This window comes from Faecalibacterium sp. IP-3-29, from assembly GCF_023347335.1.
Classification (GTDB): Bacteria; Bacillota; Clostridia; order Oscillospirales; family Ruminococcaceae; genus Faecalibacterium; species Faecalibacterium duncaniae.
The window spans coordinates 909871-936588 of record NZ_CP094471.1 but is presented as its reverse complement, the minus strand read 5'-3'; the positions used below and the strand labels follow the sequence as shown (position 1 = coordinate 936588).

General features: G+C 53.3%; 29 protein-coding genes, 1 tRNA gene and 2 pseudogenes. 28 read left to right on the top strand and 4 right to left on the bottom strand.

Annotated features, from left to right (window positions below; all coding sequences use genetic code 11):
• The first annotated feature begins 1019 nt into the window (after positions 1-1019).
• The 8 genes from MTP40_RS04460 (at position 1020) to pepT (ending at position 8349) form a co-directional block, all read left to right on the top strand.
• Positions 1020-1703, top strand: coding sequence for a F0F1 ATP synthase subunit A (locus tag MTP40_RS04460; RefSeq protein WP_156059482.1), 684 nt, complete (start codon positions 1020-1022; stop codon positions 1701-1703).
• Positions 1704-1740: 37 nt separating this feature from the next.
• A complete protein-coding gene (atpE, locus tag MTP40_RS04455; RefSeq protein WP_005933085.1) occupies positions 1741-1965 on the top strand; it encodes an ATP synthase F0 subunit C in 225 nt (74 codons plus the stop codon).
• A 17-nt stretch (positions 1966-1982) separates the two neighbouring features.
• The gene (gene atpF / locus MTP40_RS04450; protein ID WP_005933084.1) at positions 1983-2474 is read left to right on the top strand and encodes a F0F1 ATP synthase subunit B; all 492 of its coding nucleotides are present in this window, start codon (positions 1983-1985) and stop codon (positions 2472-2474) included.
• Entirely contained in the window at positions 2464-4218 is a 1755-nt protein-coding gene (atpA, locus tag MTP40_RS04445; protein WP_005933083.1) for a F0F1 ATP synthase subunit alpha, read from the top strand. Before atpF ends, atpA begins: the two co-directional genes overlap by 11 nt.
• Positions 4205-5083, top strand: a complete 879-nt coding sequence (atpG, locus tag MTP40_RS04440; RefSeq protein WP_097770961.1) for an ATP synthase F1 subunit gamma — start codon at positions 4205-4207, stop codon at positions 5081-5083. Before atpA ends, atpG begins: the two co-directional genes overlap by 14 nt.
• A 69-nt stretch (positions 5084-5152) precedes the next feature.
• Positions 5153-6565, top strand: coding sequence for a F0F1 ATP synthase subunit beta (gene atpD / locus MTP40_RS04435; RefSeq protein ID WP_156061954.1), 1413 nt, complete (start codon positions 5153-5155; stop codon positions 6563-6565).
• Complete coding sequence (gene atpC, locus MTP40_RS04430) at positions 6565-6972, top strand: ATP synthase F1 subunit epsilon (protein WP_097770960.1); 408 nt, start codon at positions 6565-6567, stop codon at positions 6970-6972. The genes atpD and atpC overlap by 1 nt, the downstream gene beginning before the upstream one ends.
• Positions 6973-7131: 159 nt before the next feature.
• On the top strand, positions 7132-8349 hold the full coding sequence (gene pepT / locus MTP40_RS04425; RefSeq protein WP_005933076.1) for a peptidase T: 1218 nt from the start codon (positions 7132-7134) through the stop codon (positions 8347-8349).
• A 79-nt stretch (positions 8350-8428) separates the two neighbouring features.
• Here pepT and MTP40_RS04420 read toward each other — a convergent pair whose 3' ends face one another.
• The gene (locus tag MTP40_RS04420; RefSeq protein ID WP_223385015.1) at positions 8429-9802 is read right to left on the bottom strand and encodes a TrkH family potassium uptake protein; all 1374 of its coding nucleotides are present in this window, start codon (positions 9800-9802) and stop codon (positions 8429-8431) included.
• Between the two features lie 399 nt (positions 9803-10201).
• On the opposite strand from MTP40_RS04420, the gene MTP40_RS04415 reads away from it, so the two are divergent.
• The 14 genes and pseudogenes from MTP40_RS04415 (at position 10202) to MTP40_RS04355 (ending at position 17328) form a co-directional block, all read left to right on the top strand.
• Positions 10202-10275, top strand: a tRNA-Arg gene (locus tag MTP40_RS04415).
• Between the two features lie 396 nt (positions 10276-10671).
• Positions 10672-10932 (top strand): hypothetical protein, encoded by a 261-nt coding sequence (locus tag MTP40_RS04410; protein ID WP_249259891.1) that lies wholly within the window; start codon positions 10672-10674, stop codon positions 10930-10932.
• Positions 10929-11183, top strand: coding sequence for a hypothetical protein (locus MTP40_RS04405; protein ID WP_005924919.1), 255 nt, complete (start codon positions 10929-10931; stop codon positions 11181-11183). The genes MTP40_RS04410 and MTP40_RS04405 overlap by 4 nt, the downstream gene beginning before the upstream one ends.
• Positions 11146-12042: a DUF6017 domain-containing protein gene (locus MTP40_RS04400; protein ID WP_113992899.1), complete on the top strand. Its 897-nt coding sequence runs from the start codon at positions 11146-11148 to the stop codon at positions 12040-12042. The genes MTP40_RS04405 and MTP40_RS04400 overlap by 38 nt, the downstream gene beginning before the upstream one ends.
• Positions 12042-12875 carry a ParA family protein gene (locus MTP40_RS04395; protein ID WP_249259890.1) on the top strand — a complete coding sequence of 278 codons (834 nt, stop codon included), beginning with the start codon at positions 12042-12044 and terminating at the stop codon, positions 12873-12875. Before MTP40_RS04400 ends, MTP40_RS04395 begins: the two co-directional genes overlap by 1 nt.
• Complete coding sequence (locus MTP40_RS04390) at positions 12832-13767, top strand: ParB/RepB/Spo0J family partition protein (RefSeq protein ID WP_215674024.1); 936 nt, start codon at positions 12832-12834, stop codon at positions 13765-13767. Before MTP40_RS04395 ends, MTP40_RS04390 begins: the two co-directional genes overlap by 44 nt.
• Positions 13768-13833: 66 nt before the next feature.
• Entirely contained in the window at positions 13834-14304 is a 471-nt protein-coding gene (locus tag MTP40_RS04385) for a hypothetical protein (protein ID WP_249259889.1), read from the top strand.
• 10 nt (positions 14305-14314) lie between these two features.
• Positions 14315-14554 (top strand): hypothetical protein, encoded by a 240-nt coding sequence (locus tag MTP40_RS04380; protein ID WP_249259888.1) that lies wholly within the window; start codon positions 14315-14317, stop codon positions 14552-14554.
• A 41-nt stretch (positions 14555-14595) separates the two neighbouring features.
• Positions 14596-14796, top strand: a complete 201-nt coding sequence (locus MTP40_RS04375) for a hypothetical protein (RefSeq protein ID WP_249259887.1) — start codon at positions 14596-14598, stop codon at positions 14794-14796.
• Positions 14720-15166: a DUF3846 domain-containing protein gene (locus MTP40_RS04370; protein WP_005924902.1), complete on the top strand. Its 447-nt coding sequence runs from the start codon at positions 14720-14722 to the stop codon at positions 15164-15166. The genes MTP40_RS04375 and MTP40_RS04370 overlap by 77 nt, the downstream gene beginning before the upstream one ends.
• Before the next feature lie 29 nt (positions 15167-15195).
• Positions 15196-15654 carry a PcfB family protein gene (locus tag MTP40_RS04365; protein WP_005924899.1) on the top strand — a complete coding sequence of 153 codons (459 nt, stop codon included), beginning with the start codon at positions 15196-15198 and terminating at the stop codon, positions 15652-15654.
• Positions 15651-16625: pseudogene (locus MTP40_RS04360) on the top strand (type IV secretory system conjugative DNA transfer family protein); the annotation flags it as partial. The gene MTP40_RS04365 and the pseudogene MTP40_RS04360, both read left to right, overlap by 4 nt.
• A gap of 95 nt (positions 16626-16720) precedes the next feature.
• A pseudogene (locus tag MTP40_RS14505) lies at positions 16721-16813 on the top strand (recombinase family protein); the annotation flags it as partial.
• Positions 16814-16956: 143 nt separating this feature from the next.
• Positions 16957-17328 (top strand): TnpV protein, encoded by a 372-nt coding sequence (locus MTP40_RS04355; protein ID WP_055145291.1) that lies wholly within the window; start codon positions 16957-16959, stop codon positions 17326-17328.
• A gap of 60 nt (positions 17329-17388) precedes the next feature.
• On the opposite strand, the gene MTP40_RS04350 is transcribed toward MTP40_RS04355, so the two are convergent.
• Genes MTP40_RS04350 through MTP40_RS04340 form a run of 3 tightly spaced genes read right to left on the bottom strand, consistent with a single transcriptional unit; the run spans position 17389 to position 20601 of the window.
• Positions 17389-18756, bottom strand: a complete 1368-nt coding sequence (locus tag MTP40_RS04350; RefSeq protein WP_055145294.1) for an ATP-binding protein — start codon at positions 18754-18756, stop codon at positions 17389-17391.
• Complete coding sequence (locus MTP40_RS04345; RefSeq protein ID WP_055145297.1) at positions 18749-19675, bottom strand: hypothetical protein; 927 nt, start codon at positions 19673-19675, stop codon at positions 18749-18751. The genes MTP40_RS04350 and MTP40_RS04345 overlap by 8 nt, the downstream gene beginning before the upstream one ends.
• Positions 19676-19722: 47 nt before the next feature.
• Complete coding sequence (locus tag MTP40_RS04340) at positions 19723-20601, bottom strand: hypothetical protein (protein WP_055145300.1); 879 nt, start codon at positions 20599-20601, stop codon at positions 19723-19725.
• Positions 20602-20851: 250 nt separating this feature from the next.
• On the opposite strand from MTP40_RS04340, the gene MTP40_RS04335 reads away from it, so the two are divergent.
• The 6 genes from MTP40_RS04335 to MTP40_RS04310 all read left to right on the top strand — a co-directional run bounded on the left by MTP40_RS04335 (position 20852) and on the right by MTP40_RS04310 (position 26697).
• On the top strand, positions 20852-21061 hold the full coding sequence (locus MTP40_RS04335; RefSeq protein WP_055145303.1) for a transposon-encoded TnpW family protein: 210 nt from the start codon (positions 20852-20854) through the stop codon (positions 21059-21061).
• Entirely contained in the window at positions 21058-23106 is a 2049-nt protein-coding gene (locus MTP40_RS04330; RefSeq protein WP_055145306.1) for a recombinase family protein, read from the top strand. The genes MTP40_RS04335 and MTP40_RS04330 overlap by 4 nt, the downstream gene beginning before the upstream one ends.
• 83 nt (positions 23107-23189) lie before the next feature.
• Entirely contained in the window at positions 23190-23825 is a 636-nt protein-coding gene (locus MTP40_RS04325; RefSeq protein WP_055145308.1) for a CHC2 zinc finger domain-containing protein, read from the top strand.
• Positions 23788-25113, top strand: coding sequence for a DNA primase family protein (locus MTP40_RS04320; protein ID WP_330375650.1), 1326 nt, complete (start codon positions 23788-23790; stop codon positions 25111-25113). Before MTP40_RS04325 ends, MTP40_RS04320 begins: the two co-directional genes overlap by 38 nt.
• A gap of 283 nt (positions 25114-25396) precedes the next feature.
• A complete protein-coding gene (locus tag MTP40_RS04315; protein ID WP_055145311.1) occupies positions 25397-26326 on the top strand; it encodes a ParM/StbA family protein in 930 nt (309 codons plus the stop codon).
• On the top strand, positions 26323-26697 hold the full coding sequence (locus tag MTP40_RS04310; protein ID WP_055145314.1) for a hypothetical protein: 375 nt from the start codon (positions 26323-26325) through the stop codon (positions 26695-26697). Before MTP40_RS04315 ends, MTP40_RS04310 begins: the two co-directional genes overlap by 4 nt.
• The last annotated feature ends 21 nt before the right edge of the window (positions 26698-26718 follow it).

The window sequence follows — 26718 nt, the reverse complement described above, 5'->3', positions numbered from 1 at the left end:
ACTCTCCTTAGAAACTACCTGAAACTGAAGAGTTCTATGCAAGGGGATGAACTACTCTAGTACATTGGACTGACCCTTCTCTTAACTGTTGGACTGCGGTACCGAGATTCTGAAGATGAATTTCATATTACCACATTCTTTCGAGTTAGATTTGCCAGGGATTCCATTGCTTAGTACATTGGAGTTACTCCTTTTTGGTCATTCAAACAGGTGCATCCGTGTAACTGTCCTCATCATGGGAGATCACCTCGGGCGGATCTATTTGAATTGCCAGGGGATTTATTCTGACAGACTGTACTGTTTTCGCATTTTTGATGCTCAAGACCGGCTCTTTGATTTGTTTTGTTATACGGGGGAAACATCCCGTTTGTGGAGAGCCTCTGTTTTGCTTCTCAGCGAATCCCGACAGTCTGTCCGAACTGTGCGGGTTCCATATCAACCATCGGTCTCGCTCCTTTCTGCTTAAAGTCAGCGGGGTTAGCTCTCATTTGAGCTTCTGCTGTACTTCTCTGGTTTCTGGCTTTATTATACAGGAAGATGGACGGTTTGTCTATTCGCAGAGTGCACAACAAATTGGACATACTTTTGCATCAAAAGTCCAAATTTCTGGGATACATGAATTTCATCTTTCCGGTGCACTGCTCCACCTCCCCGGGCAAAGGCTCTGCCCCGCAGATCGTGCAGGGCCATCGCAGACACTGCTCCGGCATGTTAAATAGGTATCATCGCAGAGCATGCAGCTATATAAATCTGATATGCCCGCTATGAAATCTGTGAATAATATGGCGATTTCACCTCATCCAAAGGCCAGAAAATGGTACAGATGGTTAAGAATCAGCAAAGAGATTGTGCAAATCGCATAGTTTTCCCCCTGTACTTTTTGCAATCTGCACAACTGTTTTCATCCAAAGCAGAATTGGAATATAACAAAAAGTAGAATGTTAGGTGGAGGGCTGTAAAACCGACAGAAATCGTGCTATGATACCATCACAAATTAAGAAAGGAGAGAGTGCTAATCAATGAATGCGTTGACTGCTGCTTTGAAAGAAGAGCTGAATGTTGACATGGTCACGGTGTTCGGGCTTTCCATTCCGGAGTCCGTGGTCGTGAGCTGGGGCATCATGGCGTTTCTTGTCATCGTCTCCATCCTGCTGACGCGGAATCTGCGGGTGGATCACATCACCAAGCGGCAGGCCATCCTGGAAACGGTCGTTACTACGATCAATGATTTCTTTGTGGGCCTGCTGGGCGAAAGTGGAAAGCGCTATGTCCCCTATCTGATGAGCGTGGCGCTGTACATCGGCTGCTCCAACCTGATCGGTGTGTTCGGCATCAAGCCCCCCACAAAGGACCTGAACGTCACAGCGGCCCTTGCTCTGATGAGCATCTGCCTGATCGAGTATGCCGGCATCCATGCACGCGGCGGCGTTGGCTTCCTCAAGAGCCTGGCTGCCCCCACCCCCATCATGGCCCCCATGAACGTGCTGGAGGTGGCCATCCGGCCCACCAGCCTGTGCATGCGACTGTTCGGCAACGTGCTGGGCGCTTTTGTCATTATGGAGCTGATCAAGCTGGTGGTGCCTGTGTTCGTGCCTGCCATCTTCAGCCTGTATTTTGACCTGTTCGATGGTCTGATCCAGACCTACGTCTTTGTGTTCCTTACCTCTTTGTTTATGAAGGAGACCATGGGAGACGAAGAGTAAACCCTTTCCATCATCAAATCAAAAGGAGATTAAAATTATGAACGGACTTATCGCTCTGGGCGCTGGCATTGCAGCGCTGACTGGTATTGGCGGCGGCATTGGCATCGGCATTGCAACCGGCAAGGCAACCGAGGCTATTTCCCGCCAGCCCGAGGCTTCCGGCAAGATCCAGACCAACCTGCTGCTGGGTGCTGCTCTGGCCGAAGGTACTGCAATTTTCGGTTTCGTCGTTGCACTGCTGATCATCCTGTTCCTGGGTTGATAACGGAGGCATGACGAATGCTGACACTGAATCTGAATCTTCTGTATACAGTCGTCAACGTTCTGATTCTGTTTTTGCTGCTGCGGAAATTCCTGTACAAGCCTGTTATGGGAATCATCGCACAGCGTCAGAAACAGGTGGATGACGCACTGAACGCCGCCGAGACCTCCAAAAAGGAGGCCGCTGCGGCCATGAACGCTGCGCAGGACAAGCTGCGCAATGTGGACACCGAGGCTGCTGCCCGCCGCGAGACTTACGAGCAGCAGGCCGAAACTGCAAAGCAGCAGCTGCTGGCCGAGGCCCAGAAACAGGCCGATGCCATTGTAGCCGAGGGCAAGGCCGCTGCTGAGGCAGAGCGCCAGCACAAGCTGCGCGAAGCCGACGCACAGACCACCGCACTGGCCCGCGCCATGTGCGAGAAGCTGCTGAGCCGGAACCTGACCGAGCAGGACGATTCCCGTTTGCTGGACGATCTGCTGGAGAAAGCAGGTGCTGAGCATGGCAACTGAGTTCAGCCGCGAATTCTTCTCTGAGAACCGCATCGTCAAGGCCGACCTGCGCGCCGCACATCAGCTCCGTGAAGAGGATATCGCCCGCATCAAGGCCGAGGTCAAGAAGCTCTATGATGCCACTGAGGTCATCCTGAATGTCTCGGTGGACGAGAGCCTGCTCTCCGGCTATGTGCTGCAGGTGGGCGACCGGGTATTCGACAACTCCGGCCGCCACCAGCTGGATCAGATGATGGCTGGCAAGCCCTCTCTGGCCACCCTCAAGACCCGCATCGAGGATTACAAGCCTGCCCAGACCTCTGCCGAGGGCGGCGTGGTCATCTCCTCTGCCGATGGCATCGTGCAGGTGGAGGGCATGGACAAGGCCGTTTACGGCGAGATCGTCACCTTTGAGAACGGTGCCAAGGGCATGGTCGAAAGCGTGGACCCGGGCAAGCTGGGCATTATGCTGTTCGACGGTGCCGAGACCGTGGGCGTGGGCACTCTGGTGACCCGCAGCGGCAAGCGCGCCGGCATCCCTGTGGGTGATGGTTTCCTGGGCCGTGTCATCGACCCGCTGGGCGAGCCCATTGACGGCAAGGGCCCGGTGAACGCCGAAGGCTACAACCCCATCGAGAAGCAGGCCCCCGGCATTCTGGAGCGCCAGAGCGTGGATACCCCGCTTCACACCGGCATCCTGGCCATCGACTCCATGTTCCCCATCGGCCGCGGCCAGCGTGAGCTGATCATCGGCGACCGCCAGACCGGCAAGACCTCCATTGCCACCGATGCCATCCTGAATCAGAAGGACACCGGCGTGCTCTGCATCTATGTTGCCATCGGCCAGAAGGCTTCCTCCATCGCCCGCGTGGCCGAGGACCTCAAGAAGCACGGTGCCATGAGCTACACCACCATCGTGGCTGCCACGGCCTCCGATTCCGCTCCCCTGCAGTACATCGCACCCTATGCGGGCACTGCACTGGCCGAGTATTTCATGTCCAAGGGCAAGAGCGTCCTGATCGTCTACGACGACCTTTCCAAGCATGCGGTGGCCTACCGTGCCATCTCCCTGCTGCTCCGCCGCTCCCCCGGCCGTGAGGCTTACCCCGGCGATGTGTTCTATCTGCATTCCCGTCTGCTGGAGCGCTCCTGCCGGATGCGCGACGATCTGGGCGGCGGTTCCATCACTGCCCTGCCCATCGTCGAGACCCAGGCGGGCGATGTCTCTGCTTACATCCCCACCAACGTCATCTCCATCACCGATGGTCAGATCTTCCTGGAAAGCGCCCTGTTCAACGCAGGCAACCGCCCCGCCGTCAATGTCGGCCTGTCGGTCTCCCGTGTGGGCGGCGCTGCCCAGACCAAGGCCATGAAGAAGGCCAATTCCAACCTGCGTATCGAGCTGGCCCAGTACAAGGATATGGAGTCCTTTGCCCAGTTCAGCTCTGATCTGGACGCTGAGACCCGCCGCCAGCTGGAACACGGCAAAGCCCTGACCGAGATGCTCAAGCAGCCGCTGTACCAGCCCAAGTCCGATGCCGAGCAGGTGGTCGTGCTGACCCTGGCTTCCCACGGGATGCTGGACGACCTGCCGCTGGCTGACCAGCGCGCAAAGACCAATGCCTTTGTGCGCCAGTTCCACGCCGATGTTTCCGGCACCATGGACGCGATCACGTCCACGGGCAAGATCACCCCGGAACAGGTGGACACCATCCTGACCGCGTGGAAGGCATTCGCGGGAGGGGAGAGCAATGGCATCCAGTAAGCTGCTCAAGGAGCGGATCGAGAGCATTCAGGATACCATGAAGATCACGAATGCCATGTACCTGATCTCCTCCTCCAAGCTCCGCAAGGCCCGACAGAACTACCAGAATGTTCTGCCCTACTTCACCCGGATGCGGGATACCATCTCCCGCGTGGTGCCCCACCTGCCCGACGAGCCGGAGCACCCCTTCTTCCACGAGCGAGATCTGGAAAACCCCAAGCGGGCCTATATCGTGCTGACCGCCGACAAGGGCATGGCCGGTGCTTACAACCAGAACCTGCTCAAGTTCCTGCGGGAGCACGCCGACCAGAACGACCGGTTCTATGTCATCGGTCAGGTAGGCTACCGTGCCCTGTTCCGCAAGGATCCCCGTCTGGTGGAGGATTTCCATTACGGTGCCACGGCTCCCACCCTGCAGCGCGCCCGTGATATCACGGTGGATGCCATCGATGATTTCAAGTCCGGCAAACTGGACGAGATCTACATCGTCTACACCAAGATCCAGAACGCGCTGACCAGCGAGCCGGTCATGGAACGCCTGCTGCCGCTGGACCGTGCCCACCTCACGCCTGCTCCCAAGGGTCTGGGCGACCCCCGCGGCGAGGTGGAGATGTTCCCGGATGCCTGGACGGTGTTCGAGCAGACGGCCCCCATCTATATGCACGGCATGATCTTTGGTGCCATGACCGAGAGCTTCTGCGCCGAGCAGAGCGCCCGCATGACCGCCATGGATTCCGCCACCAAGAGCGCCAAGGATATGATCCACGATCTGGAGCTGGAGTACAACCGCTCCCGTCAGGGTTCCATCACCCAGGAGATCACCGAGATCATCGGCGGCGCGGCGGCGGTACAGAATAACGAGTAATGCTGGATGTGTTTCTCCCCTGTCGGGGGAGAAACACATCCCACACAACATAATGCAAGAGGCAATTGTATGATACAGGGAACTATTATTCGAGTAGCGGGCCCCGTGGTGGATGTCAAATTCACCGGGGGCAAGCTGCCTGCCCTGCAGGAAGCGCTGACTGTGACCGCAGAGGACACTGAGCGCACCATGGAGGTAGCGCAGCACGTCGATGAAACGACGGTGCGCTGCATCATGCTTTCTGCCAGCGAGGGTCTGGGCAAGGGGATGGAAGTTACCGCCACCGGCCACGGCCTGAATGCCCCTGTGGGCGAGGGCACTCTGGGCCGCATGTTCGACCCGCTGGGCCGCCCCATCGACGGCAAGGGCCCGGTGGACGATCTGCCCCACTGGCCCATCCACCGCAAGGCCCCCAGCTTTGCGGAGCAGAAACCTGCAACTGAAATTCTGGAGACCGGCATCAAGGTCATCGACCTGCTGGCTCCCTACGCCAAGGGCGGCAAGATCGGCCTGTTCGGCGGTGCCGGTGTCGGCAAGACCGTGCTGATCCAGGAGCTGATCCACAACGTGGCCACCGAGCACGGCGGCTACTCCATCTTCACCGGTGTCGGCGAACGCTCCCGTGAGGGCTGTGACCTCTGGGGCGAGATGAACGCTTCCGGCGTTCTGAACAAGACCGCGCTGGTCTTTGGTCAGATGAACGAGCCTCCCGGAGCCCGTATGCGGGTCGCCGAGACCGGCCTGACCATGGCAGAGTACTTCCGTGAGGAGACCCACAAGGACGTGCTGCTGTTCATCGATAACATCTTCCGTTTCGTGCAGGCAGGCAGCGAGGTCTCCGCCCTGATGGGCCGGATGCCCTCCGCCGTGGGCTATCAGCCTACTCTGGCCAATGAGCTGGGTGCCCTGCAGGAGCGCATCACCTCCACCCGCGACGGCTCCATCACCTCGGTGCAGGCCGTCTACGTCCCCGCCGACGACCTGACCGACCCGGCTCCTGCAACCACCTTCGCCCATCTGGACGCAACCACCGTTCTGAGCCGTAAGATCGTGGAGCAGGGCATCTACCCCGCTGTCGATCCGCTGGCTTCCACCTCTCGCATTCTGGAAGCCGACATCGTGGGCGAGGAGCACTACCGTGTGGCCCGCAAGGTGCAGGCCACCCTGCAGCGCTATCAGGAGCTGCAGGACATCATCGCCATCCTGGGTATGGATGAACTGAGCGAAGAGGACAAGCTCACCGTCACCCGTGCCCGCAAGCTGCAGAAGTTCCTCAGCCAGCCCTTTGCAGTGGCCGAGAACTTCACCGGCCTGAAGGGTGTGTACGTCCCGCTGGCAGAGACCGTCAAGGGCTTTGCCGCCATTGTGGACGGCCAGTGCGATGACCTGCCCGAGTGGGCATTCTTCAACGTGGGCACCCTTGCGGATGCCCGCAAGAAGTACGCAGACAAACAGGCGGAGGAAAAGGGCGGTGCCAACTGATGGAAAAGTTCATCCTGAACATCACGGCTTCCAGCGGTGAATTCTATCAGGGCTACTGCGAGAGCCTGACCCTGCCCACCGGCGACGGCGTGTACGGCGTGCAGGCCGGGCACAACCCCGTGCTGGTGGCCCTGCACATGGGCATTGCAAAGTTCACCGTGGACGGTGAGACCCGCGAGGTGCTGGTGGGCGACGGCATTGCAGAAGTGACCCCCACCTTTGTCCTGCTGCTGGTGGACAGCGCCGAGCGGCCCGAGGATATCGACCGCAACCGCGCCGAGGCTGCCCGCATCCGGGCCGAGGAGCGCCTGCAGCACAAGCAGAGCATGCACGAGTACTACCAGAGCAAGATCGCACTGGACCGCGCCATGCAGCGCCTGCAGACGGCCGCCAAATACAAGCGTTAAACGCTCCCCTCAAACAGAACACCGTCAGTCTGACACAACGGGCTGACGGTGTTTTTGTTGTTTTACTGCGCTTCGATCTGCGCTCCCCTGCTGCACCCTCTTGTAAATTGCCGCGGAAAAGCGTATCATAGAATCAAATACAAGCAAAGGAGCATTCTTATGCGTGCATACGAGCGACTGTTGAATTATGTCCGCGTTTACACTACCTCCGACCCCGAGAGCGGCACCCACCCCTCGGCAGAGCGGGAGTTTGACCTGGCCCGCCAGCTGGTGGAAGAGATGAAGGCTCTGGGCATCGAAGATGCCCGGGTAGACGAGCACTGCTATGTCTACGGCAGCATCCCCGCCACCCCCGGCTGTGAGGACAAGCCTGCCCTGGGCCTGATTGCCCACATGGACACCGCCCCCGATGCTTCCGGCGAGGGTGTTTCCCCCATCCTGCACGAGAATTATGACGGCCGTGATGTTACCCTGCCCGCCACCGGCATGGTGATGAAGGTCTCCACCTTCCCCTTCCTGGCCGACCTCAAGGGTGAGACTCTGATCACCACCGACGGCACCACCCTGCTGGGCGCAGACGACAAGGCCGGTGTGGCAGAGATCCTGACCGCCGCCGAGATCCTCCTTGCCGAGGGCCGCCCCCACGGCAAGCTCTGCATCGCCTTCACCCCCGACGAGGAGATCGGCGAGGGCGCTTCCCTCTTTGATATCCCGGGCTTTGGTGCGGATTTCGCCTACACCGTTGATGGCGGTGACGTGGGCGGCATCGAGTATGAGAACTTCAACGCAGCTGCCGCCACCGTGACCATCCACGGCTTCTCGGTGCATCCCGGCTCCGCCAAGGATGCCATGATCAACGCCTCCAATGTGGCCATGGAGTTCCACACGGCCCTGCCCATCATGGCCCGTCCCGAGACCACCGAGGGCCGTCAGGGCTTCTACCACCTCTGCCAGATGTACGGCGACGTGACCAACGCAAAGCTGGGCTACATCCTGCGCGACCACGATGCCGATAAGCTGCAGTACAAGAAGGATAACCTCCTCCACATTGCCGATTACCTCAACGGCAAATATGGCCCCGGCACCGTGGAGGTGGAGATCAAGGACAGCTACCGCAACATGCTGGAAAAGATCAAGCCCCACTTCCATCTGGTGGAGAACGCCCGCAAAGCCATCGAAAAGGCCGGTCTGACCCCCGAGGAAGTGCCTGTGCGCGGCGGCACCGATGGTGCCACCCTGAGCTGGAAGGGGCTGCCCTGCCCCAACCTGGGCACCGGCGGCTTCAACTTCCATGGCGTGTGCGAATGCACCACCGTAGAGCGCATGGACAAGGCAACCGAAATCCTGCTGAATATCGTGGAGATCTACAGCAAATGATTCCGCTGCCGGAACGTTTCCACGCTGACCGCACATAAAAAATGGACGGCTCTCGTTTTCGAGAGCCGTCCATTTTTTCTTATCCCACGTTGATTTGTCCAACGGGCAGGATCTTGCGTTTGTTGTCATCGGGTTTGCTGGTCAGGCTGATGGCAAAGGACACCGGGCCCACACGGCCCATGAACATCACCAGCATATACAGCAGCTTGGCCCCGGTGTTCAGCTGGCTGGTCACGCCCACCGAAAGGCCCACGGTGCCAAAGGCGGAGCAGGATTCAAAGATCGCATCAATGACCGTTACGGCATCCGAGGTGTTGTAATAGACCACCACGGCAGAGCCCAGCGCTGCCACCATGCCCAGCATGATGATGGTCAGCGCACGGTAAACGGTCTTGGATTCAATGTGGTGGCCGCCGATGACACAATCGTCCCGGCCCTGTGCCACGCTGCGCATGGTCAGGATCAGAACAGCAAAGGTGGTCACCTTCACACCGCCGCCGGTGGAACCGGGAGCCGCGCCGATGAACTGCAGAACGCTCATCAGCAGCTTAGTGATGGGCCCACAGGCGGCCAGGTCGATGGTGTTCATACCGGCAGTACGGGTTGACACCGACTGGAACAGGGCAGCCATTACCTTGCCCGGCACGGACAGCCCGCCCATGCTCTTGGGGTTGTTCCACTCCATCAGGCCGATGAGGACAGCACCGCCCACCCACAGGATGCAGGAGAAGAGCAACACCATCCGAGCATGGAGAGACAGGTGCCGCTTCTTGCGCCACTCGCCGATCTCCACCCAGACCATAAAGCCCAGACCGCCTGCCATGATCAGGAACATGATCACAGCCTGTACATAATAATTACTGACATAGGGAGCCAGCGAGGAATACTGCCCGAACCGGCCAAACAGATCGAAGCCCGCATTGCAGAACGCCGAGATGGCCGTGAATGCGCTGATCCAGATGCCCTCCGCACCAAACTGCGGCACAAAGGCGATCATCAGAAGCACCATGCCAATGATCTCAAAGGTCATCGCCAGCTTGACCACGATCTTCAGCACATCGGTAGCCTGCGAGTAACCGCTGGCCGAAACGCTTTCTCCCAGCAGCCGCAGGTCCTTAAAGCCCATCCGGCGTTTGGCAGCCAGCGCAAAAAAGCTGGTCAGGGTCACCAGGCCCAGACCGCCCACCTGGATCAGCAGCAAAACCACCGCCTGCCCAAAGGGCGTGAACTGCGTCCAGGTATCCCGCACGACCAGACCTGTCACACAGGTGGCACTGGTGGCAGTGAACATGGCATCCACCACGCCCAGCCGACCGCTGCGGCTGGAAATGGGCAGTGTCAGCAGCAGCGTTCCCAGCGCGATCAGCAGCACAAAGCTGATGCAGATGACCTGCGTTGCACTGCTGCCCAGCAGCCAGCCGCGCCGACGCGATGCTCTCTTTTTCCGTTTCATCCCCATAAGTTGGCTCCTTTTTGTGCCGGGCCGCCTGTGCTGCACCTGCACTTCATTCTGCACCCATGCCGCGCATGAGCACCTCTCCTATAGGATACACCTTTTTTCTTTCCGATTCAACTTGATTTTGTGGGGAAGTTGCGGTATTATAATATGGTATCCGTCTTCATAGCTCAGCTGGATAGAGCGTTCGCCTCCTAAGAATTCGGTCAACCTGATACCTTGGGGGCAGAAGTGATTGCTCTAATCAAAAGCAAGACCGGGAATCGAAGTTTTCTCAACAATTTTTGATGCAACAAGTTTAACACCGTTCCGGTTGCAACGCAGTCGGTCACTTCGTTGTGAAAAGCATTCCATACAAAGTGCAGAAAAGTCAAAAATCAACGATAATACATATATGTCTCTATACCTCAGCTGGATAGAGGGTTCGCCTCCTAAGCGAAACGCCCCCGGTTCGAACCCGGGTAGGGACATCCTTTTAAGAAATGCGAAGGTCATTTTTCCATGTGAAAGACGATCTTCGCATTTTTCATTTTGAACCTATCACCAAAATTAGCCAGCTAATGCCATTAGCAGAATTTTCAGCTCCAGCTAATAAAATCGGCTTTCCAGCTAATGAAGCCTCATAAAGCGCCTTTTGAACCCTGTTTTCTGGCTCTCTGCTAAGATTGGTAAACGCTTTCCTGTAAATCCATGTAAATACAAGATAATCTGTGTGAATCTATTTTCCACCTTTCTGCTGGAAGCCGTGCAAAACACTTTTCTCCATACATAGCGCGTTCACTCGCTGTTCTCTCGGAACAGAAAGAGGAACGCGCTTTTTTGTTTTCGGGCCGAACTTCCCGAATCCACCAAAGGAGGGTTTACCGATGAAAAAAGTTCTGACCGTCACGATCGACGGTATCCGCTACCATGCTTCCCGCCCGGCAGATTGCCGGCACTGCTTCTTCTGGAAGAATCGAAAGAAGGGCTGCGTTCTCGGCAAAGAGAACTGCTACTACCTGATCGAGCCGCCCAAAGGCCCCAGCAAGTGCGAAGGGTGCCCCTACAAGCGGGCAAAGCCCTGTGTGCTGGTTCCCTGCTACAAAGACCTGATAGCACCGCTGGAGAAACGAGGTGATGCCAAGTGAGCCACAAGCGAAACGAAGCTCTGCGCCATGTTCAGCACTCCATGCACCATGTGATCGCCGCTGGCGAAGGTTCCGACCGTGCCCCGGACAGTTGCAAGCTGTGCCCGTACTATCGACCCGATTTCAAGTTCCGCACCTGCCTGTATGCCCACTGCCCTTATAAGAAGCAGGTCAATGTATTCCGTTCCACACCTGAAAAATGGGATATTCTCTATGCCCGAAAAAAAGCCGACAAGAACCGCAGACCTTGATTACTTCTATGGGCAGTCCAGCGAGCTGTTCTCCTTCTACCGGATTCCCAAGCTGTTGTTTCAGGATAGCCGCTTCCAACCGCTTTCCACAGATGCCAAAACCCTGTACGGTATCCTGCTGGACCGCATGAGCCTTTCAGCCCGGAATGGTTGGTTGGACAAAGCTGGGCGGGTGTTCATCATCTATACTGTGCAGGAGGTGCAGGATTCACTGGGCTGTGCCGATAAAAAGGCGACCAAGCTGCTGCGAGAACTGGAAGAGTACGGCCTGATTGAACGCAAACGGAGGGGGCTGGGCAAGCCCGATCTCATCTATGTGAAGAATTTTTCGTCAGAATCGTCAAAACTACGCTTTCTGAATCGTGATAATGACGATTCTGGAGTCGTCCAGAATACGCTTCAAGACCCGGCCAAACTACGATGTAATAAGACTGATAGAAATAACACAGAGGTAAGCGATACTGATCCTATCTATTCCGATGAAAACGACTGGATGAGCAAACGCGCCCAACTGGAAGAATATTTTTCACGTTCTTTGGAGATGGACCTTCTTCTCCGGCTTTACCCGGATGATGAAGATACCCTCTACCAAATCGTGGATTTGCTGGTGGATACCTGTGCCACCAACCGCAAGACGCTGCGCATTGCCGGGGACGACAAGCCCGCCGAGGTGGTACGCAGCCGGTTTATGAAGCTGAACGCCGACCATATTTGCTTTGTGCTGAAGTGCCTTGCAGAGAACAGCAGCCCGATCCGAAACATGAAACAGTATCTGCTTGCTTCTCTATATAATGCACCCACCACAATGCAGCTTTTCTATCAGAACCAAACCAACCATGACTTAGCGATGCGGAGGTGATGAAAATTTCAAAGAAAGCAACCACAATAGCCATCGTCAACCAGAAAGGCGGCACCGGCAAGACCACGACCTGTGAAAATCTGGGCATCGGTCTGGCGATGGAGGGCAAGAAGGTCCTGTTGGTGGACGCTGACCCGCAGGGCAGCTTGACCATCAGCATGGGCTGGCAGCAGCCCGATGAATTGCCCACAACCCTTTCCACCCTGATGCAGAAAGCCATGAACGACCAAAGTATTCCGCCCGGCGAAGGTATCCTGCACCATGCGGAGGGCGTTGACCTGATTCCAGCCAACATCGAACTGGCAGGGATGGAAGTGTCTCTCGTTAACTGCATGAACCGGGAAAAGATGCTGAAACAGGTGTTGGAAGGTGCAAAGCATGAATACGATTTCATTCTGCTGGACTGCACTCCTTCCCTTGGGATGCTGACCGTGAACGCACTGGCAGCAGCAGACACCACCCTGATTCCTGTGCAGGCGCAGTCTCTGTCTGCAAAAGGCTTGGAACAGCTTTTGCAGACGGTGCAGAAAGTCCGGCGGCAGATCAACCCGAAGCTGAAAATCGAGGGCATCCTGCTCACCATGACCGACAGCCGCACCAACTACGGGCAGCAGATCGACAACCTGATTCGGGGTGCTTACGGCAGCAAGATCAAGGTGTTTGACCAGACCATTCCCCGGTCTGTCCGTGCTGCGGAAATCAGTGCCGTGGGCAAAAGCATTTTCCAGCACGACCCCAAAGGCAAGGTGGCAGAAGCCTATAAATCTCTGACCGAGGAGGTGATGGCGAATGCCGAAAAACAGCTTAAACGTGTCGCTGAAAGGGGCAGATGACATCTTCTCCACGGAAGAATCCCGACAGGAGCAGCAGAGGGAACAGGTTCAGCAGATTCCCATCGGAGAACTGTTCCCTTTCAAGAACCACCCCTTTAAGGTTTTGGATGATGAGTCCATGCAGCGCACGGTGGAAAGCGTAGAACAGTACGGCGTGCTTTCTCCGCTGATTGCACGTCCACGCCCGGAAGGTGGCTACGAGATCATCTCCGGGCACCGCCGTCAGCACGCTGCACAACTTGCTGGGCTGGATGCCCTGCCTGTTATCGTCCGTCAGATGGATGATGATGCCGCTGTTTTGCTCATGGTGGATTCAAACCTCCAAAGAGAGAACATCCTGCCCAGTGAAAGGGCTTTCGCCTACAAAATGAAGCTGGAGGCTCTAAAAAATCAAGGTGCTAGGTCAGATTTAACTTGTGGCCAATTTGGCCACAAGTTAATTGGTGCAAAAGCGCGAGATATTGTCGCTGATGAATCAGGTGACAACGCTCGAAATGTCCAAAGGTTTATCCGTCTGACCAGCCTCATCCCTGAACTGCTGGACATGGTAGACGAAAAGAAAATTGCCTTCAATCCCGCTGTGGAATTGTCCTATCTGGACGAAAGCCAACAGCGGGATTTTTTAGAAGCGATGAACGACACCCAGAATGCGCCGTCCCTATCCCAAGCGCAGCGGCTCAAAAGGCTGGCGCAGGAAGGGCACTTCTCGTATGATGTTGCCTTTGCGGTCATGGGAGAAGAGAAAAAGGACGAGCTGGACAAGGTGGTCATCAAAAACGACACCCTGCGGAAATATTTCCCGCGCAGCTACACCCCGAAACAGATGGAGGACACCATCATCAAGCTGCTGGATCAGTGGCAGCGTAAACAGCAGCGGCAGAATGAACGCTGATACACCTTTTGAACGTAAGACCCGACCGGGTCTTTCTTTTTTGCAAAAATTTGGAGGAAACCCACTATGAATACTACCATTGATCTCAAGACCGCAAAGACCATCGAAGCCATGAACCAGAAGATCAACCACATGGACAATGCTGTAACCGACTTCTTCAACAAGATGAGCGATGTGCTGGAGCGGCAGCTCGGCGATGATGAAGTTTACGCCGCCGTGATTGCCCCGGAGATCGAACTGACCATCACTCCGCTGGCGAACGTTCGCAGTTACCTGCCTTGCTTCGATGAAGCAGATTCCTGCTACAGCATCAGCGAAGATGTGCCGCTGGCACTCTGCTACGATCCTCGTCAGGTCATTACGCTGGCTGGCAAGCGTTACCTGTCCGGCGCAGTCATCTTTGTACGCTATGACACCGATGGCAACTTTGTTGCACTTACCACCGGCGACCTGTATCTGATCCAGTGCTATCTGGCCGAGAACAGCGTCCCTCTGATGGCTGGCTGCGAGAAGATGGTCTGCATCTGCATTGACTGAGAGGTGCAGCATGGATACCGAAATGACCCGCTATGAGAGTTTCGCAGAAGTCACGGAGGACTTTTACTGTTCCGCCGTTGATGTTTTGAAGATTCTGGTTCTCCGTCTGCACGACTACCATGCTCGTTGCTTCCATTCTCTGTGGGATGCTCTGTACGACTATTTTTCTACCGATGCCGCACCGCATACTCATGCCAATGTTTCCACTAAGCATACCGTCACCGCGTCTTGCGCTCCCCGTCCTCCCTGAGAGGATTCTTCTCACAGTTCAGTCAATGCAGGAGGTTCGCTATGAATTATATTTATTCGTTTATCATTTTTGAAGCTGGTTCCTTTTTCGGCTTCTTTGTGGCAGCTCTGTTGAACGCCGCCCGTGCTGGGCAGGAAATCACTATCAAATTCGAGGAGGAAGATAATGGAACAGACCGAGAACACCTTGTCGGTGCTGAAAATTGCGCCGGGGCAGTATCCGCAGCAGGTCGAGATCGATAACGACCTGAAAGCATTGCAGCAGGCTGTCGGCGGCTCCATCGGCGCAAGCTACCCTTTTGAAGATCCGGTTGCCATCGTCTATAACGATGACGGCAAGCTCATGGGACTGCCGTTGAACCGTGCCTTATGGGACGAGGACGGGCTGATGTACGATGTTATTGCCGGGACCTTTTTGGTGGTAGGTCTGGGTGAGGAGGATTTTGTATCGCTCTCCCCGGAGCTGGCGCAGAAGTATGAAGAAGAATTTCATCAACCCGAAGCCTTTCTTCCTCTGGGGCGTCGCCTGATAGTCATTCCGGTTCCGGATGAATCGGTTCAGAATGACGCAGAGAAGGCCGTAAACAAGCCCCCGGTGGAACATGACCGCTAAGACGATTTTCTGCACAGGAGGTGGTAACGATGCAGGAAGAAATCGAGCATAAGACGGTCAACCTTGCCATCTCGACCACAAAACTGTCCGCCCGCACCCTGCTGCGCGGGATGCAGTTTCTGTTGCGGCAGTACGACAAGCACGCTTCGCAGGGCAAGCAGTCCATGAAGCGGTTGGTACGGCAGAACCGTGGCGTGACCAATGTGGAGATTCAGAAAACCGGTATCAAGGATTTTGACCGCTATGCCAAGCGGTATCACATCGACTACTCCATCCAGAAAGACCTGTCCTGCAAGCCGCCCCGGTATCTAATCTACTTCAAGGCACAGGACACGGATGCCTTGAATGCAGCTTTCAAGGAATATTCGGCATCGGTGCTGGATAAAACCAAGCGTCCTTCCGTGCTGGCAAAGCTGCATGATCTGGCGCAGTCCGTTGCAAATCTGCCGGACAAAGTGCGGCACAAGCAGGAGGAGCGCGGCCTATGAGCAAAAAGGAGCTTTCCAAGCTGCTGGCGCTCTATCTGCCCTATGTGGTAATTGGCTTGCTGGCAACCAATCTGGGCGAGGCGTGGCGGCTGGCTGCGGGTAAGGAACTGGGCGATAAAATCGTATCGCTGATGGATACTCTCCCGGCTGCATTTTCCAATCCGCTGCCCAGCCTGCGCCCATTTGACTTGTTCATTGGTCTGTGCTGCGGTGCTGGAATGCGGCTGGCGGTGTACCTGAAAGGCAAAAACGCCAAAAAGTACCGGCATGGCATGGAGTACGGCTCTGCCCGGTGGGGAACTCCGAAGGACATTGAGCCGTTCATGGCACCAAAGTTCGCCGACAACATCATCCTAACCAAAACGGAACGGTTGATGATGAGCAATCGCCCACCGGACCCCAAGAATGCCCGGAATAAAAATGTGCTGGTGGTGGGCGGTTCCGGCAGCGGTAAGACAAGGTTCTTTATCAAGCCGAATCTGCTGCAATGTGATTCCAAGAATTTTCCGGTATCATTCGTGGTTACAGATCCGAAAGGTAGTATCGGCGTGGAATGTGGAGAAGCCCTGTTAAAGCACGGCTACAAGCTAAAATTCTTCAACACGATCAACTTTTCCAAGAGTATGCGCTATAACCCTATGGCGTACATCCATAGTGAAAAGGATGTGCTGAAACTCGTGACTGCACTGATGACCAACACCAAAGGTGAAGGTCAGGGCGGCGACCCATTCTGGGACAAAGCGGAACGGCTTTTGCTGGTTTCACTGATTGCCTATCTGCATTATGAAGCCCCAGTTGAAGAGCAAAACTTTGCAACATTGCTGGAAATGCTAAACACTATGCAGGTTTCGGAAGATGATGAAACCTATCAAAATCCGGTAGACCTGTTGTTTGAGGATTTGGGCAAGAAGAAGCCAAAATCCTTTGCCGTGCGGCAGTACAAACTTTACAAGCTAGCTGCCGGTGTTACATAATACAGACAGAATTTTAATACAGCTTGATTCAAACCGAATCGAGCTACATTAAAAGGCTATCTGCCAAAATTTTACGAAAGGATGTGATAGTTGTGGCGAGGAAACCTGAACGCTATCCTGCGCTCTACGAACGCCTGAGCCACGATGACGAGCTTCAGGGCGAATCGAACTCGATCTCCAACCAAGATGTAATATGTAGAGGGTGGTTTCTACCGCCTAATACTATTACATGACTGGCGGCTCATTTGTGGTGAATTGGTCTGGCAGTTGTGGGAAAGGAAAAAAATCCGCATAACTGCTGACATTTTAGCACGAAGGGAGCATGAAAATGAAGTCTATTTTTGAAGAAATGGGCGGCACATATACGAAGGTTGGCGATTACTATATCCCCGACCTTGCGCTGCCGGAGACCGAGGAATATCAGATCGGTAAGTATGGCCGTATGCGCCGCCGCTACTTGAAAGAGCATCGTCCCGTCCTTTATGCACACTACCTAACAAGCTGCACCCTGCATGAACATCTTGCAGAGATAGACAAATCCTGCAATCAGCGTATGGAGATCATGTGCGAAGCTATGGCACGACTGGAAGGTGTGACCGAGGCACTTAAAGCTACCGATCAAATGGAATGGGTACGGCGCATGAACAACATTCATAACCGTGCAGAGGAAATTGTTCTGACGGAGCTTGTATATTGCTAAACACATGTTAGCCCCGCATCAGCATGAATGAACGCTGGTGTGGGGCTAATTCTGTATCACTTAGCTCTTTATATTCCAGTAGCCTTTTCGGTCAGACCCGATGCGCTCGATGATTCCTTTTTCCTTCAGCTCCTTCAGACGCTGAGAAACTGTTTTTCTGCTGATAGATAGCTTATCTGCTATGGTGGTAGATGTGTATGCAGGATCTTCGGAAATCAGGGCCAGAATTTGCATGGATTTTTCATCCAAGGTTTCTGTTACCTTTTCTGTTACCTTTTCTGTTACCTTTTCTGTCACCTTGTAGGTGGCAGATCGAATAACCCGATCCTCTGACGCTGTAAACTGAATCATAATATCGCCGGGATGCACGGTGTACGCAGGAAGCGGGCTTCCATCTTCCTTGCAAGCCTGACAGATTTTCTCAATACCACGTCCCCAGCTCTCGATGAAGCCGGCCAAATAATACACATTCGCAATCGCCGTGTTGTAAGGGCGGGATGCGTGTTTGGACATCAGGCTGTCTGCCGTCCAGTTGTCTGGAAGCCTACCACAGTTAGCGATATACAGCTTATCCTCATACACGCTGATCTGAATCGGAACGCCGCTTTCATATTGCTTGTGGCATAGAGCGTTAAGAAGGGCTTCACGCAGGGCAGCGTCGGGAACAAAATAACGCTCAATGCGCTGCATCCCTTCGTAAGTGATTTTCGCTTTCATATATTTCAGATGGATGACTTCAATGATCTTGTCAATCTGTTCCAACAAGGAGCCGTGAATTTCATCCTGATAACGGAGATCGGCATCATTCTCGAAAAAGCCGATTTTTGTGTATGCGCCCAGCTGCCAGCGGTCAGGGTCTTTGCAGAACAGCAGCATCGCTGCGTTGGTATAATACCCGGCATTGGTCAGACGCAGCTTTTCCATTAAATCCGCTTTGTCCTCGTCTAAAACGCTTTGGTCGATCCGGCCCTTCTTGGCGGCAAGGGTCTTGAATCTCTTGACCAACTCATCATCAATATCATCCAACGTAAATCCCGGCAAGGGCATATTATCCCACGAAGCACCACGTTTGCGTAGAATGAAGCTCTCCAGTTCTGGGCCAGAAAGGGTCTGCATGGTGCTGCCGCTTCTATAATAATAGACACCTTTGCAGTTTATGGCAACGGGATATGGTGGAACAACGATTTCCAGATATTCTTTCCCGTCACGCTCCAGCTGATTGACATCCACCACGATGCTCATGGCATTTCGGATTTTGTTTGGAACATCCTCCAGCAGCTTGCGGATATTGGGCAGGCCGATAACTTTTCCATCATCGTCACAGCCAATATAAATCTTGCCGCCCTGTGCATTGGCGAAGCCGCAAATCCATTCCAGATAGTCATCCTTCCACTTAGCTTTCCATTCTATGTTCTGATTTTCAGGCATTATTATCACCATCCTCTGATTTATTCTTTCCCCGGCTCTTATAAACATTATACTGATTTTTACACCTTGCACTGCAAAAAGCGGAGTTAGCCCGGTTACTCAGGAACACTTTCTGACACTGCTTGCACATCCGCAACGGCTTTGTGCTGTCCACCAGCATGAAGCTGAACATCATCTGAATCCCCAACAGCAGGGAATGGAAATCCCAATAGATCGTTGGCCTATCCAACAGCTCTATATGATAGGTGGGTGCAATGCCGCCAAATGCAGCCATAGACTTACGCAGCATATTCCGGCTTTCTTCCTCCATGGAATCATAGTCATTATAATAGAAGAAAGAGGTCAGCATATTAAATGCCCAATCCTTGAGTTGCTGTGCCACCCAATCGTAAGGCTCTGCATACGCCCGCTGGAAGCTCATGGTCTTTGCCATCGGCTCGTCCATAAAGGTCATGGTCAGTGCAATCATTGCCCGGTCGCTGGACACATTCCAACTGGATTCCACACCGTTCTTGACCACATCCAGCTTATCAAAGGGGTAAAACAGGGACAGATACTTCTCCGTCTCCATCGTTTCTTCCTTGATAAAATGGTTCTTTGGCAGATATACCGCCTCATAATCCATAAAGGACGGCGTGGTGGGCAGGGCCGTCATCAGGCCCAGCAGCCCATAGTGGGTAATAAATTCCAAGATTGCCTTTTCTACCTCTGGCTCAGAGCTTTTCTTGCCGTTCATCATCAGCATCCCCACATTCAGAGCATCCAGCACAATGTCCGGGGCTTCCTTGAGTGGGTTATAGACATCCGGCCTGGCATCCTTTGCCGGGGTGATGTATTTCTTCCCGTCCTTGCCTGTTTTGATTTCATAGCGTTCATACCGCACCCAATGGGAACGGGATTGCTCAAAAAATGTATTCATAACGCAAATCCTTCCTTTCGGTCATCTGCTTATCAAATTCAATCAGATCATTCGCTGTCCTTGCTGCTGCCAAGGGCAGCTTTCTTTTTCCTCGGCTTTGATTTGTTCTCCCGGAGGATAACGGCGTCCTTGCCATAGGCTTTCAGCAAAAGCCCATATTCCTCTAAGAACTGCCGTTCCCGCAGCGTTAGGCTTCCACAGTCGTTCTGTTTTTCCAAAAGGTAATCATAAACCGCTCTTTGCAGCTTCTTGTGGATATTCTTTCGGAGCTTTCTAATGTTTCGGTCTGTCTGTCCCCGTATCATACCCACCTGTATGGTGCTGTACTGCCGGATGGACAGGTAATACAGCACTTCCTTCTGATCAATGGTAAGGCTGCGTATCAGCTCAGAAATAAATGAGCTTGCAACCAACTCATGCAGTTCATAGGGGCAAGAAAAAATGATATCCAGAAAATTGCCGCTGGCAAGCTGGCGGTATCGTGGCAGATTCAAATACAGCGGAATCATCTTCGGATTGGGAACTGCCATGTATTCTAACGGAACATCTCCCCGGAGATTTTCATGGTCACGCTCCCGTCGTTCCCGATTCCGATCCAACCTGTCCCATTCGCTGACAACGTATCGAAAGTCGTCCTCTGTTCTTGCAGCATCCTCCAGCCGTGCCAACGCCTCTGCCCGTATCTGGCGCTTTAAGCGTTTTTCGCTGACAGGAGCAGCTTCTTCCTCTTCGTCCTCCAGTTCTACGGTGTAGTCCCTTGGGTTTTCGTCCTGCTCCAGCTCTCTTTCCAGCTCTAAGGCTCGTTCTTCGGAGAGGATTTCCTCTAACTGCTCGTTTTGTATCGTCAGATCGGAGGCTTCATCCCATTCGGTTAGGTCATCACCGTCATCCGGGAACAGGAGAAATGTTCTATTTTCATCTGTCATGACCTCACCTCCGAAAATTTTTTGAATTTCTTTCAAAAACAGTTCCGATTTACACCCCGGATTTCTCCTATTAGTGAGAGGGTAATCTGATAAGCGGTTATTTAGGTTACTTTTTCAACCCGTATCAAGAGAAAGGAGGACGCAAGTTGCGGTAGCTTTATGAAACATGACACAAGATGCCACCGACTTACATCAGTCGGAACCACCATTAGTATATCAAACGAACATGAATTTTTCAAGGAGGAACGCTATGGATAAAAACAAACAGGCACAGTATATGATAAGACGTATTGGCGGCACCACCTACAAGGTGAGAGTCGCTTTCAGTGAAAGTGGGAAAGAGACAATGGAGGATAAAATTTTACGAATGATACGCAACGAAGTAGTTACAAACGACGGAACTTGTGATATAATTGGTGTACCACAAATGAGCCGTCAGTCTGAAAGGAGCGCATCATGAGCATCATTCAGACTGAGGACAAGATCACCGCCTTATACGAACGACTTTCCCGTGACGATGACCAGATTGGGGATAGCAACTCCATTGTGAATCAAAAGAAATACTTGGAGGGCTATTGCGCACAGCAGGGGTACACAAACTTTGCCCATTACACGGACGACGGATTCTCAGGCGGCACATTTGAAAGACCGGCATGGAAAAAGCTGGTGGCAGACATTGAAGCTGGCAAGGTGGCTCGTGTGATCGTAAAGGATATGTCCCGAATCGGACGTGACTACTTGCAGACCGGCTTTTACACGGAGGTTATGTTCCGTCAGCATGGCATTCATTTTATTGCCATCGCCAACAGCGTGGACAGCAACGACCAGAACAGCAATGAATTTGCTCCGTTCCTCAACATCATGAACGAGTGGTACTTGCGTGATCTGAGCCGCAAGCAGAAAACCGCTATCCGTGTGAAGGGGGAATCAGGCAAGCCTACCACCAACAGTGCCATCTACGGCTATAAGAAAGACCCGAACGACAAGCACCATTGGTTGATTGACGAGGAGGCCGCCGCCGTTGTGCGGCGCATCTTCCGTCTGACCATCGAGGGAAAAGGCCCCTATGACATTGCCAGAATCCTTTTTGAAGATAAGGTAGAAGCTCCGGCGGTCTATTTTGCAAGGAAAGGCATTGGCGTTTGGAAAAGTAAGACCGAGTTCGCATATCCTTATAACTGGAGCGGCTATATTGTGGGGCAGATATTGTCTAAGCCTGAGTATATGGGGCATACGGTCAATTTCCGTTCCCACAAGCTGTCATATAAGGACAAGACCTCTATTCCTAATCCCAAGGAGGACTGGCTGATCTTCGAGAACACCCATGAGGCCATTATCGAGCCGGAAACATGGGAGCTTGCTCAGCAACTGCGGAAAACGCCACGGCGTATTGATACCATAGGCGAAGCCAATCCCCTGACCGGGCTTTTATACTGTGCGGACTGCGGCGCAAAGATGTATAATCATCGTTCCAGAGGCGGTACAGAAGGCACTCCGTATCCGTCGGATTTCTTTGACTGCTCCTCTTATACACTGGCACATCAGAAGCATGGAAAGGACTGCTGCGGGCACTATATTACCACTAAGTCGCTGCGTATCCTTATTTTAGAGACAATCCGCACTGTCAGCCAGCTTGCCATAGCAGATCGGGAAAAATTCACCGAGAAGATACGAGCCGCTTCACAGGTCAGGCAGGTGGAGGCGGCCAAAGATGCCAAACGAAAGCTGAACAAAGACCGTAAGCGCCACAGTGAGCTGGATACGATCATTAAAAAGCTCTATGAATCCTTTGCCGTAGGCCGAATTTCTGAGGAACGCTTTGACAGCCTGCTTGCTGAGTACGAAGTCGAACAGAAAAACCTTTCCGCACAGATTGCAGAAACGGAGGAAAGCCTGACGAGCTATGAGGAAGATACTGCCCGTGTAGAGCAGTTCCTTGCTTTGGCAGAAAAGTACACCGATTTCTCCGAGCTGACTACACCGATGATCAATGAATTTATTGATAAAATCATCGTTCATGCCCCGGAGCGCATCGACGGGGACAGAACGCAGGAGGTAGAAATCTTCCTGAAATTCATCGGAAAGTTTGAACTTCCTGCCCCGGAGCTGACAGCAGAGGAAATCAAGCGGCAGGAGCAGCTACGCCAGCATCGCATCAAAAGCCGGGAGCGCTATCAGTTGATTAAGGCCGGGAAGCACACCGTTGGGCAGCCTTTTCAGCTAACCTGTAAGTGCTGCGGTCAGGGATTTGAATCCAAAAGCTCGGCTGCTATGTTCTGCGGACCGAATTGCCGGGCGAAGTTCTACCGGCAGGAAGCGGCAGAAAACAGGCGGCGTGACTGCACTTGTGAAAACTGCGGTAAGACCTTTTCCACCACAAGAAGCAATGTCAAGTATTGCAGTGATGAGTGCCGATATGAGGGGCATATCAAAGGCCAGCGGGTTCGCAATGCAGCGAACAGGAAGGAAAAACTGGCAGCGGAGACAGTTACCTCTCCGGCTTAATATTTCCAATAAAACAATAAATTTTGAGGAAGCGGTTTGCCTTATATCAGGGCAAGCCGCTTTTTCTACGCAAAGGAGGACACATGAATTTATTCGAAACCGTAAAAAACAACGTCAGCCTGCGGGAAGCGGCACAGGCGTATGGCCTTGAGGTCAACCGGCACGGCAAGGCGCTCTGCCCCTTTCACAATGACAGACACCCCAGCTTGTATGTGGCAAACGACCATTATTATTGCTTTACCTGCGGAGAGCATGGAGATGTCATTGACTTCACTGCAAGGTTGTTTGATCTCAAGCCCTACGACGCAGCCATGAAGCTGGTGATAGACTTTCATCTTGACCCGGACAAGCCGCCCAGCGCAGCGGCACTCAATGCAAAGCGTATCCGAACAGAAGCACAGAAGCTCAAAGAAAACGAGCGTCTGTGCTTTTCTGTTTTATCGGACTATTACCGTTGCTTGGAGGAATGGAAAGCATACTATGCGCCGCAAACGCCGGATGAGCCAGTCCATGATTTATTCGTGGAAGCCTGCCACAAGCTCAGTCAGATTGAATATGAACTGAACATTCTCACCTTTGGTGACAGCTATGAGCGTCGGGAAATTGTACAGGACTGGATGACGGATGGTGAAATCATAGCACTAAAGGAGCGTCTGGAACAACTGCGAAAGGAGGAAACCTATGGACGAATTGAATACCCCAATGGTTATGCCGCCTGAAGAAAGCATTCCCGATTGGTATGATGGAAAACGCATCAACGAAGTGCTGTTTTGTCAGCAGTTCTTAAAAAAGCATCCCATGAAATGTGTCAGAGGAAGGCTGTTCACAGTGGATGGACTGATTGAGGACGAGGCGCAAATCGGCAATCTCATTCTGGAGGAGATCTCCGGCTGTCTGACCTCCGGGCTTTCCAAGGTGGTGGCAAATCTGCTGGCCAGTATCAAGCTGCAAGCCTATTCGCCGCCCCTGCCCATCGAGACTGACCGTATCCATGTGGCAAACGGGACACTCTTTCTGGATGGGCGTTTCACCGAGGACAAAAGCTATTGCAACAACCGTCTGAGTGTGGCCTATCTCCCCGATGCACCGCCGCCTGTGCGCTGGCTGCAATTTTTATCCGAGCTGCTTGTCCCGGAGGACATTCCCACCTTGCAGGAGTATATGGGCTACTGCCTATTGCCTACCACAAAGGGGCAGAAAATGCTCCTGATGATTGGTAAGGGCGGCGAAGGAAAGAGTCGAATCGGACTTGTAATGCGCTCCATGCTGGGAGATAACATGAATACCACCAGCATCCAGAAGGTAGAGAACAACCGTTTCAGCCGTGCAGACCTGGAAAACAAGCTGCTGATGGTGGATGACGATATGGATATGAGTGCCCTGCCCAAGACCAACTATATCAAATCCATCGTGACCTCAGAGTGCAAGATGGATATGGAACGCAAGGGTGTTCAAAGCTATCAGAGCCAGCTTTATGTCCGCTTTCTTTGCTTCGGCAACGGCGCTTTAACCGCTTTGCACGACAAGTCAGACGGCTTCTTCCGCAGGCAGATCGTGTTGACCACCAAGGACAGGCCAGCAGGACGAGCCGATGATCCATTTCTGGTGGATAAGCTGACACAGGAGCGTGAGGGCATCTTTTTGTGGTGTCTGGAGGGTCTGCGGCGGTTGATTGGGAACGAGTATCAGTTCACCATCAGCGATAGAGCCAAAGAAAATATGGAGACAGTAAAGCGCAGCAGCAACAATGTGATCGAGTTTTTGCAATCCGAGGGCTATATCCGCTTTAAGGCCGACAGCGAAGCCAGCTCCAAGGCTATCTATGAAGCCTATCTCCGCTGGTGCGAGGACAACGCACAAAAGCCTATGTCAGCAAATCGTATCAGCTCAGAGCTGGCCCAGAATGAACGGCTTTATAATGTGGAGGCTACCAACAATGTGTACGCAGCCGGAAAGCGGGTGCGTGGATTTATCGGAGTGGAGGCGATGAACTTGCTTCCTTATTAAATATGAGAACTGGACTTCAAAACTGCCGTACATGCCGTACACGATGTACGGCAGTTCTCAACTCCGTTTTCAAAAAGCTATTTTACCGCAAAATCAGCGTTCTTTATGTGCAATGTGCTGCGATTACCGCATTTTCTTGCGGTATAAACAGCGATTTGACAAAGCAAACGCAAAATCCAAAGACCAATCGGTGTACAGCGGCGTACAGCACTGGCGTTTACCGTACAGAGCCGTACACAAACAATCTATTTTCAAGGCCGCACAGCGGCAGAAAGGACAAACTATGAACTATATGAACAATAACCCTATAATCATCGGCATCGACCACGGCTATGGGAATATCAAGACTGCACATTGCTGCTTTCCTACGGGCGTGATCATCTCTGACAAGGAGCCGACCTTCAAAAGCAATCTGCTTGTCTACAACGGCAGCTATTACACCGTGGGCGAAGGTCACAAGGAGTTTATCTCTGACAAAATGACAGACGGTGACTACTATATTCTGACCCTTGCTGCCATTGCAAGAGAGCTGAATATCCGCAAGCAGACCTCTGCCCGTGTGCATTTGGCGGCGGGGCTCCCTCTTACTTGGGTCAGCGAACAGAAGGATAGCTTCAAGGCGTACCTGTTGCAGAATGAAATGGCGGATTTCATTTTCCGTGGTGTCAGCTATCATGTGGAGTTTGCCGGAGCGGACATCTTCCCGCAGGGCTTCTCCGCTGTGGCGGACAGACTGCGGGGATTCAAGGGCATCAATATGCTTTGCGACATTGGCAACGGAACGATGAATGTCATGTATATCAACGAGCGCCGTCCGCTATCTCAGAAGTGCTTCACGGAGAAGTACGGGACAAACCAGTGCATGATTGCTGTCCGGGAAAATCTCATGCGGCAGTTTGGCGCATCGGTAGATGATACGATTCTGGAGCGTGTGATTCGCTTTGGGACGGCAGACATCAGCGAACGCTACCTAACTGCTATCCAGAACACAGCGAGGGATTACACCGCAGGCATCTTCCGCAGACTGCGTGAGCATGAGTATGACCCGGAACTGATGAGGCTCTATGTTGTCGGCGGTGGAAGCTGCATGGTGAAGAATTTCGGAGAATATGATGCCAGCCGGGTGATGATCAATGATGACATCTGCGCCACAGCCAAGGGCTATGAGCTGCTGTCTGCACAGAAAATGCAAAAGAAAGGCGATCTTGTATGAAGCAAATCTACACAACAACACTTCGGCTGAATCTGGAGAACGAAGCAGACCGCAGGGCGTGGGAGCATTTGCAGAGCCTTGACAGGCGAGAATATCGTTCAGTCAGCAAGGCAGTCGTTTCGGCGGTCAACGCTTACTTTGACCGTAGCAAGCAGCTTGCCGATGATCCCTATCTGGAAACACGGGAGAAGGAGGACGCTTTCCTCAGCCGGATCGAGGATACCATCTCACGCAGCTTGCAGAGCTGTACGCCGGTAAGCCTTGGCGGTATCCTACAGCTTATGCAGAGCGCACAGCCTGCCGCTGCTCTTGTTTCGGAGGAAACCGAGGAGGACATTTCAGCTGCGCTGGATTTTGCAGACGGCTTTTGAAATTACTTTTCTTGATTTTAC

Excerpts from the sequence above, each read along its gene's own strand:
- MTP40_RS04340 (WP_055145300.1), bottom strand. The coding sequence starts at position 20,601 with ATGACAGATGAAAATAGAACATTTCTCCTGTTCCCGGATGACGGTGAT.
- MTP40_RS04385 (WP_249259889.1), top strand. The coding sequence starts at position 13,834 with ATGAATACTACCATTGATCTCAAGACCGCAAAGACCATCGAAGCCATG.
- MTP40_RS04390 (WP_215674024.1), top strand. The coding sequence starts at position 12,832 with ATGCCGAAAAACAGCTTAAACGTGTCGCTGAAAGGGGCAGATGACATC.
- pepT (WP_005933076.1), top strand. The coding sequence starts at position 7,132 with ATGCGTGCATACGAGCGACTGTTGAATTATGTCCGCGTTTACACTACC.
- atpC (WP_097770960.1), top strand. The coding sequence starts at position 6,565 with ATGGAAAAGTTCATCCTGAACATCACGGCTTCCAGCGGTGAATTCTAT.
- MTP40_RS04370 (WP_005924902.1), top strand. The coding sequence starts at position 14,720 with ATGGAACAGACCGAGAACACCTTGTCGGTGCTGAAAATTGCGCCGGGG.
- MTP40_RS04325 (WP_055145308.1), top strand. The coding sequence starts at position 23,190 with ATGAATTTATTCGAAACCGTAAAAAACAACGTCAGCCTGCGGGAAGCG.
- MTP40_RS04310 (WP_055145314.1), top strand. The coding sequence starts at position 26,323 with ATGAAGCAAATCTACACAACAACACTTCGGCTGAATCTGGAGAACGAA.
- MTP40_RS04460 (WP_156059482.1), top strand. The coding sequence starts at position 1,020 with ATGAATGCGTTGACTGCTGCTTTGAAAGAAGAGCTGAATGTTGACATG.
- MTP40_RS04375 (WP_249259887.1), top strand. The coding sequence starts at position 14,596 with ATGAATTATATTTATTCGTTTATCATTTTTGAAGCTGGTTCCTTTTTC.
- atpE (WP_005933085.1), top strand. The coding sequence starts at position 1,741 with ATGAACGGACTTATCGCTCTGGGCGCTGGCATTGCAGCGCTGACTGGT.
- MTP40_RS04355 (WP_055145291.1), top strand. The coding sequence starts at position 16,957 with ATGAAGTCTATTTTTGAAGAAATGGGCGGCACATATACGAAGGTTGGC.
- atpF (WP_005933084.1), top strand. The coding sequence starts at position 1,983 with ATGCTGACACTGAATCTGAATCTTCTGTATACAGTCGTCAACGTTCTG.
- MTP40_RS04400 (WP_113992899.1), top strand. The coding sequence starts at position 11,146 with ATGCCCGAAAAAAAGCCGACAAGAACCGCAGACCTTGATTACTTCTAT.
- MTP40_RS04420 (WP_223385015.1), bottom strand. The coding sequence starts at position 9,802 with ATGAAACGGAAAAAGAGAGCATCGCGTCGGCGCGGCTGGCTGCTGGGC.
- MTP40_RS04315 (WP_055145311.1), top strand. The coding sequence starts at position 25,397 with ATGAACTATATGAACAATAACCCTATAATCATCGGCATCGACCACGGC.
- MTP40_RS04345 (WP_055145297.1), bottom strand. The coding sequence starts at position 19,675 with ATGAATACATTTTTTGAGCAATCCCGTTCCCATTGGGTGCGGTATGAA.
- MTP40_RS04410 (WP_249259891.1), top strand. The coding sequence starts at position 10,672 with ATGAAAAAAGTTCTGACCGTCACGATCGACGGTATCCGCTACCATGCT.
- MTP40_RS04330 (WP_055145306.1), top strand. The coding sequence starts at position 21,058 with ATGAGCATCATTCAGACTGAGGACAAGATCACCGCCTTATACGAACGA.
- MTP40_RS04365 (WP_005924899.1), top strand. The coding sequence starts at position 15,196 with ATGCAGGAAGAAATCGAGCATAAGACGGTCAACCTTGCCATCTCGACC.
- atpD (WP_156061954.1), top strand. The coding sequence starts at position 5,153 with ATGATACAGGGAACTATTATTCGAGTAGCGGGCCCCGTGGTGGATGTC.
- MTP40_RS04320 (WP_330375650.1), top strand. The coding sequence starts at position 23,788 with ATGGACGAATTGAATACCCCAATGGTTATGCCGCCTGAAGAAAGCATT.
- atpG (WP_097770961.1), top strand. The coding sequence starts at position 4,205 with ATGGCATCCAGTAAGCTGCTCAAGGAGCGGATCGAGAGCATTCAGGAT.
- atpA (WP_005933083.1), top strand. The coding sequence starts at position 2,464 with ATGGCAACTGAGTTCAGCCGCGAATTCTTCTCTGAGAACCGCATCGTC.
- MTP40_RS04335 (WP_055145303.1), top strand. The coding sequence starts at position 20,852 with ATGGATAAAAACAAACAGGCACAGTATATGATAAGACGTATTGGCGGC.
- MTP40_RS04350 (WP_055145294.1), bottom strand. The coding sequence starts at position 18,756 with ATGCCTGAAAATCAGAACATAGAATGGAAAGCTAAGTGGAAGGATGAC.
- MTP40_RS04395 (WP_249259890.1), top strand. The coding sequence starts at position 12,042 with ATGAAAATTTCAAAGAAAGCAACCACAATAGCCATCGTCAACCAGAAA.
- MTP40_RS04380 (WP_249259888.1), top strand. The coding sequence starts at position 14,315 with ATGGATACCGAAATGACCCGCTATGAGAGTTTCGCAGAAGTCACGGAG.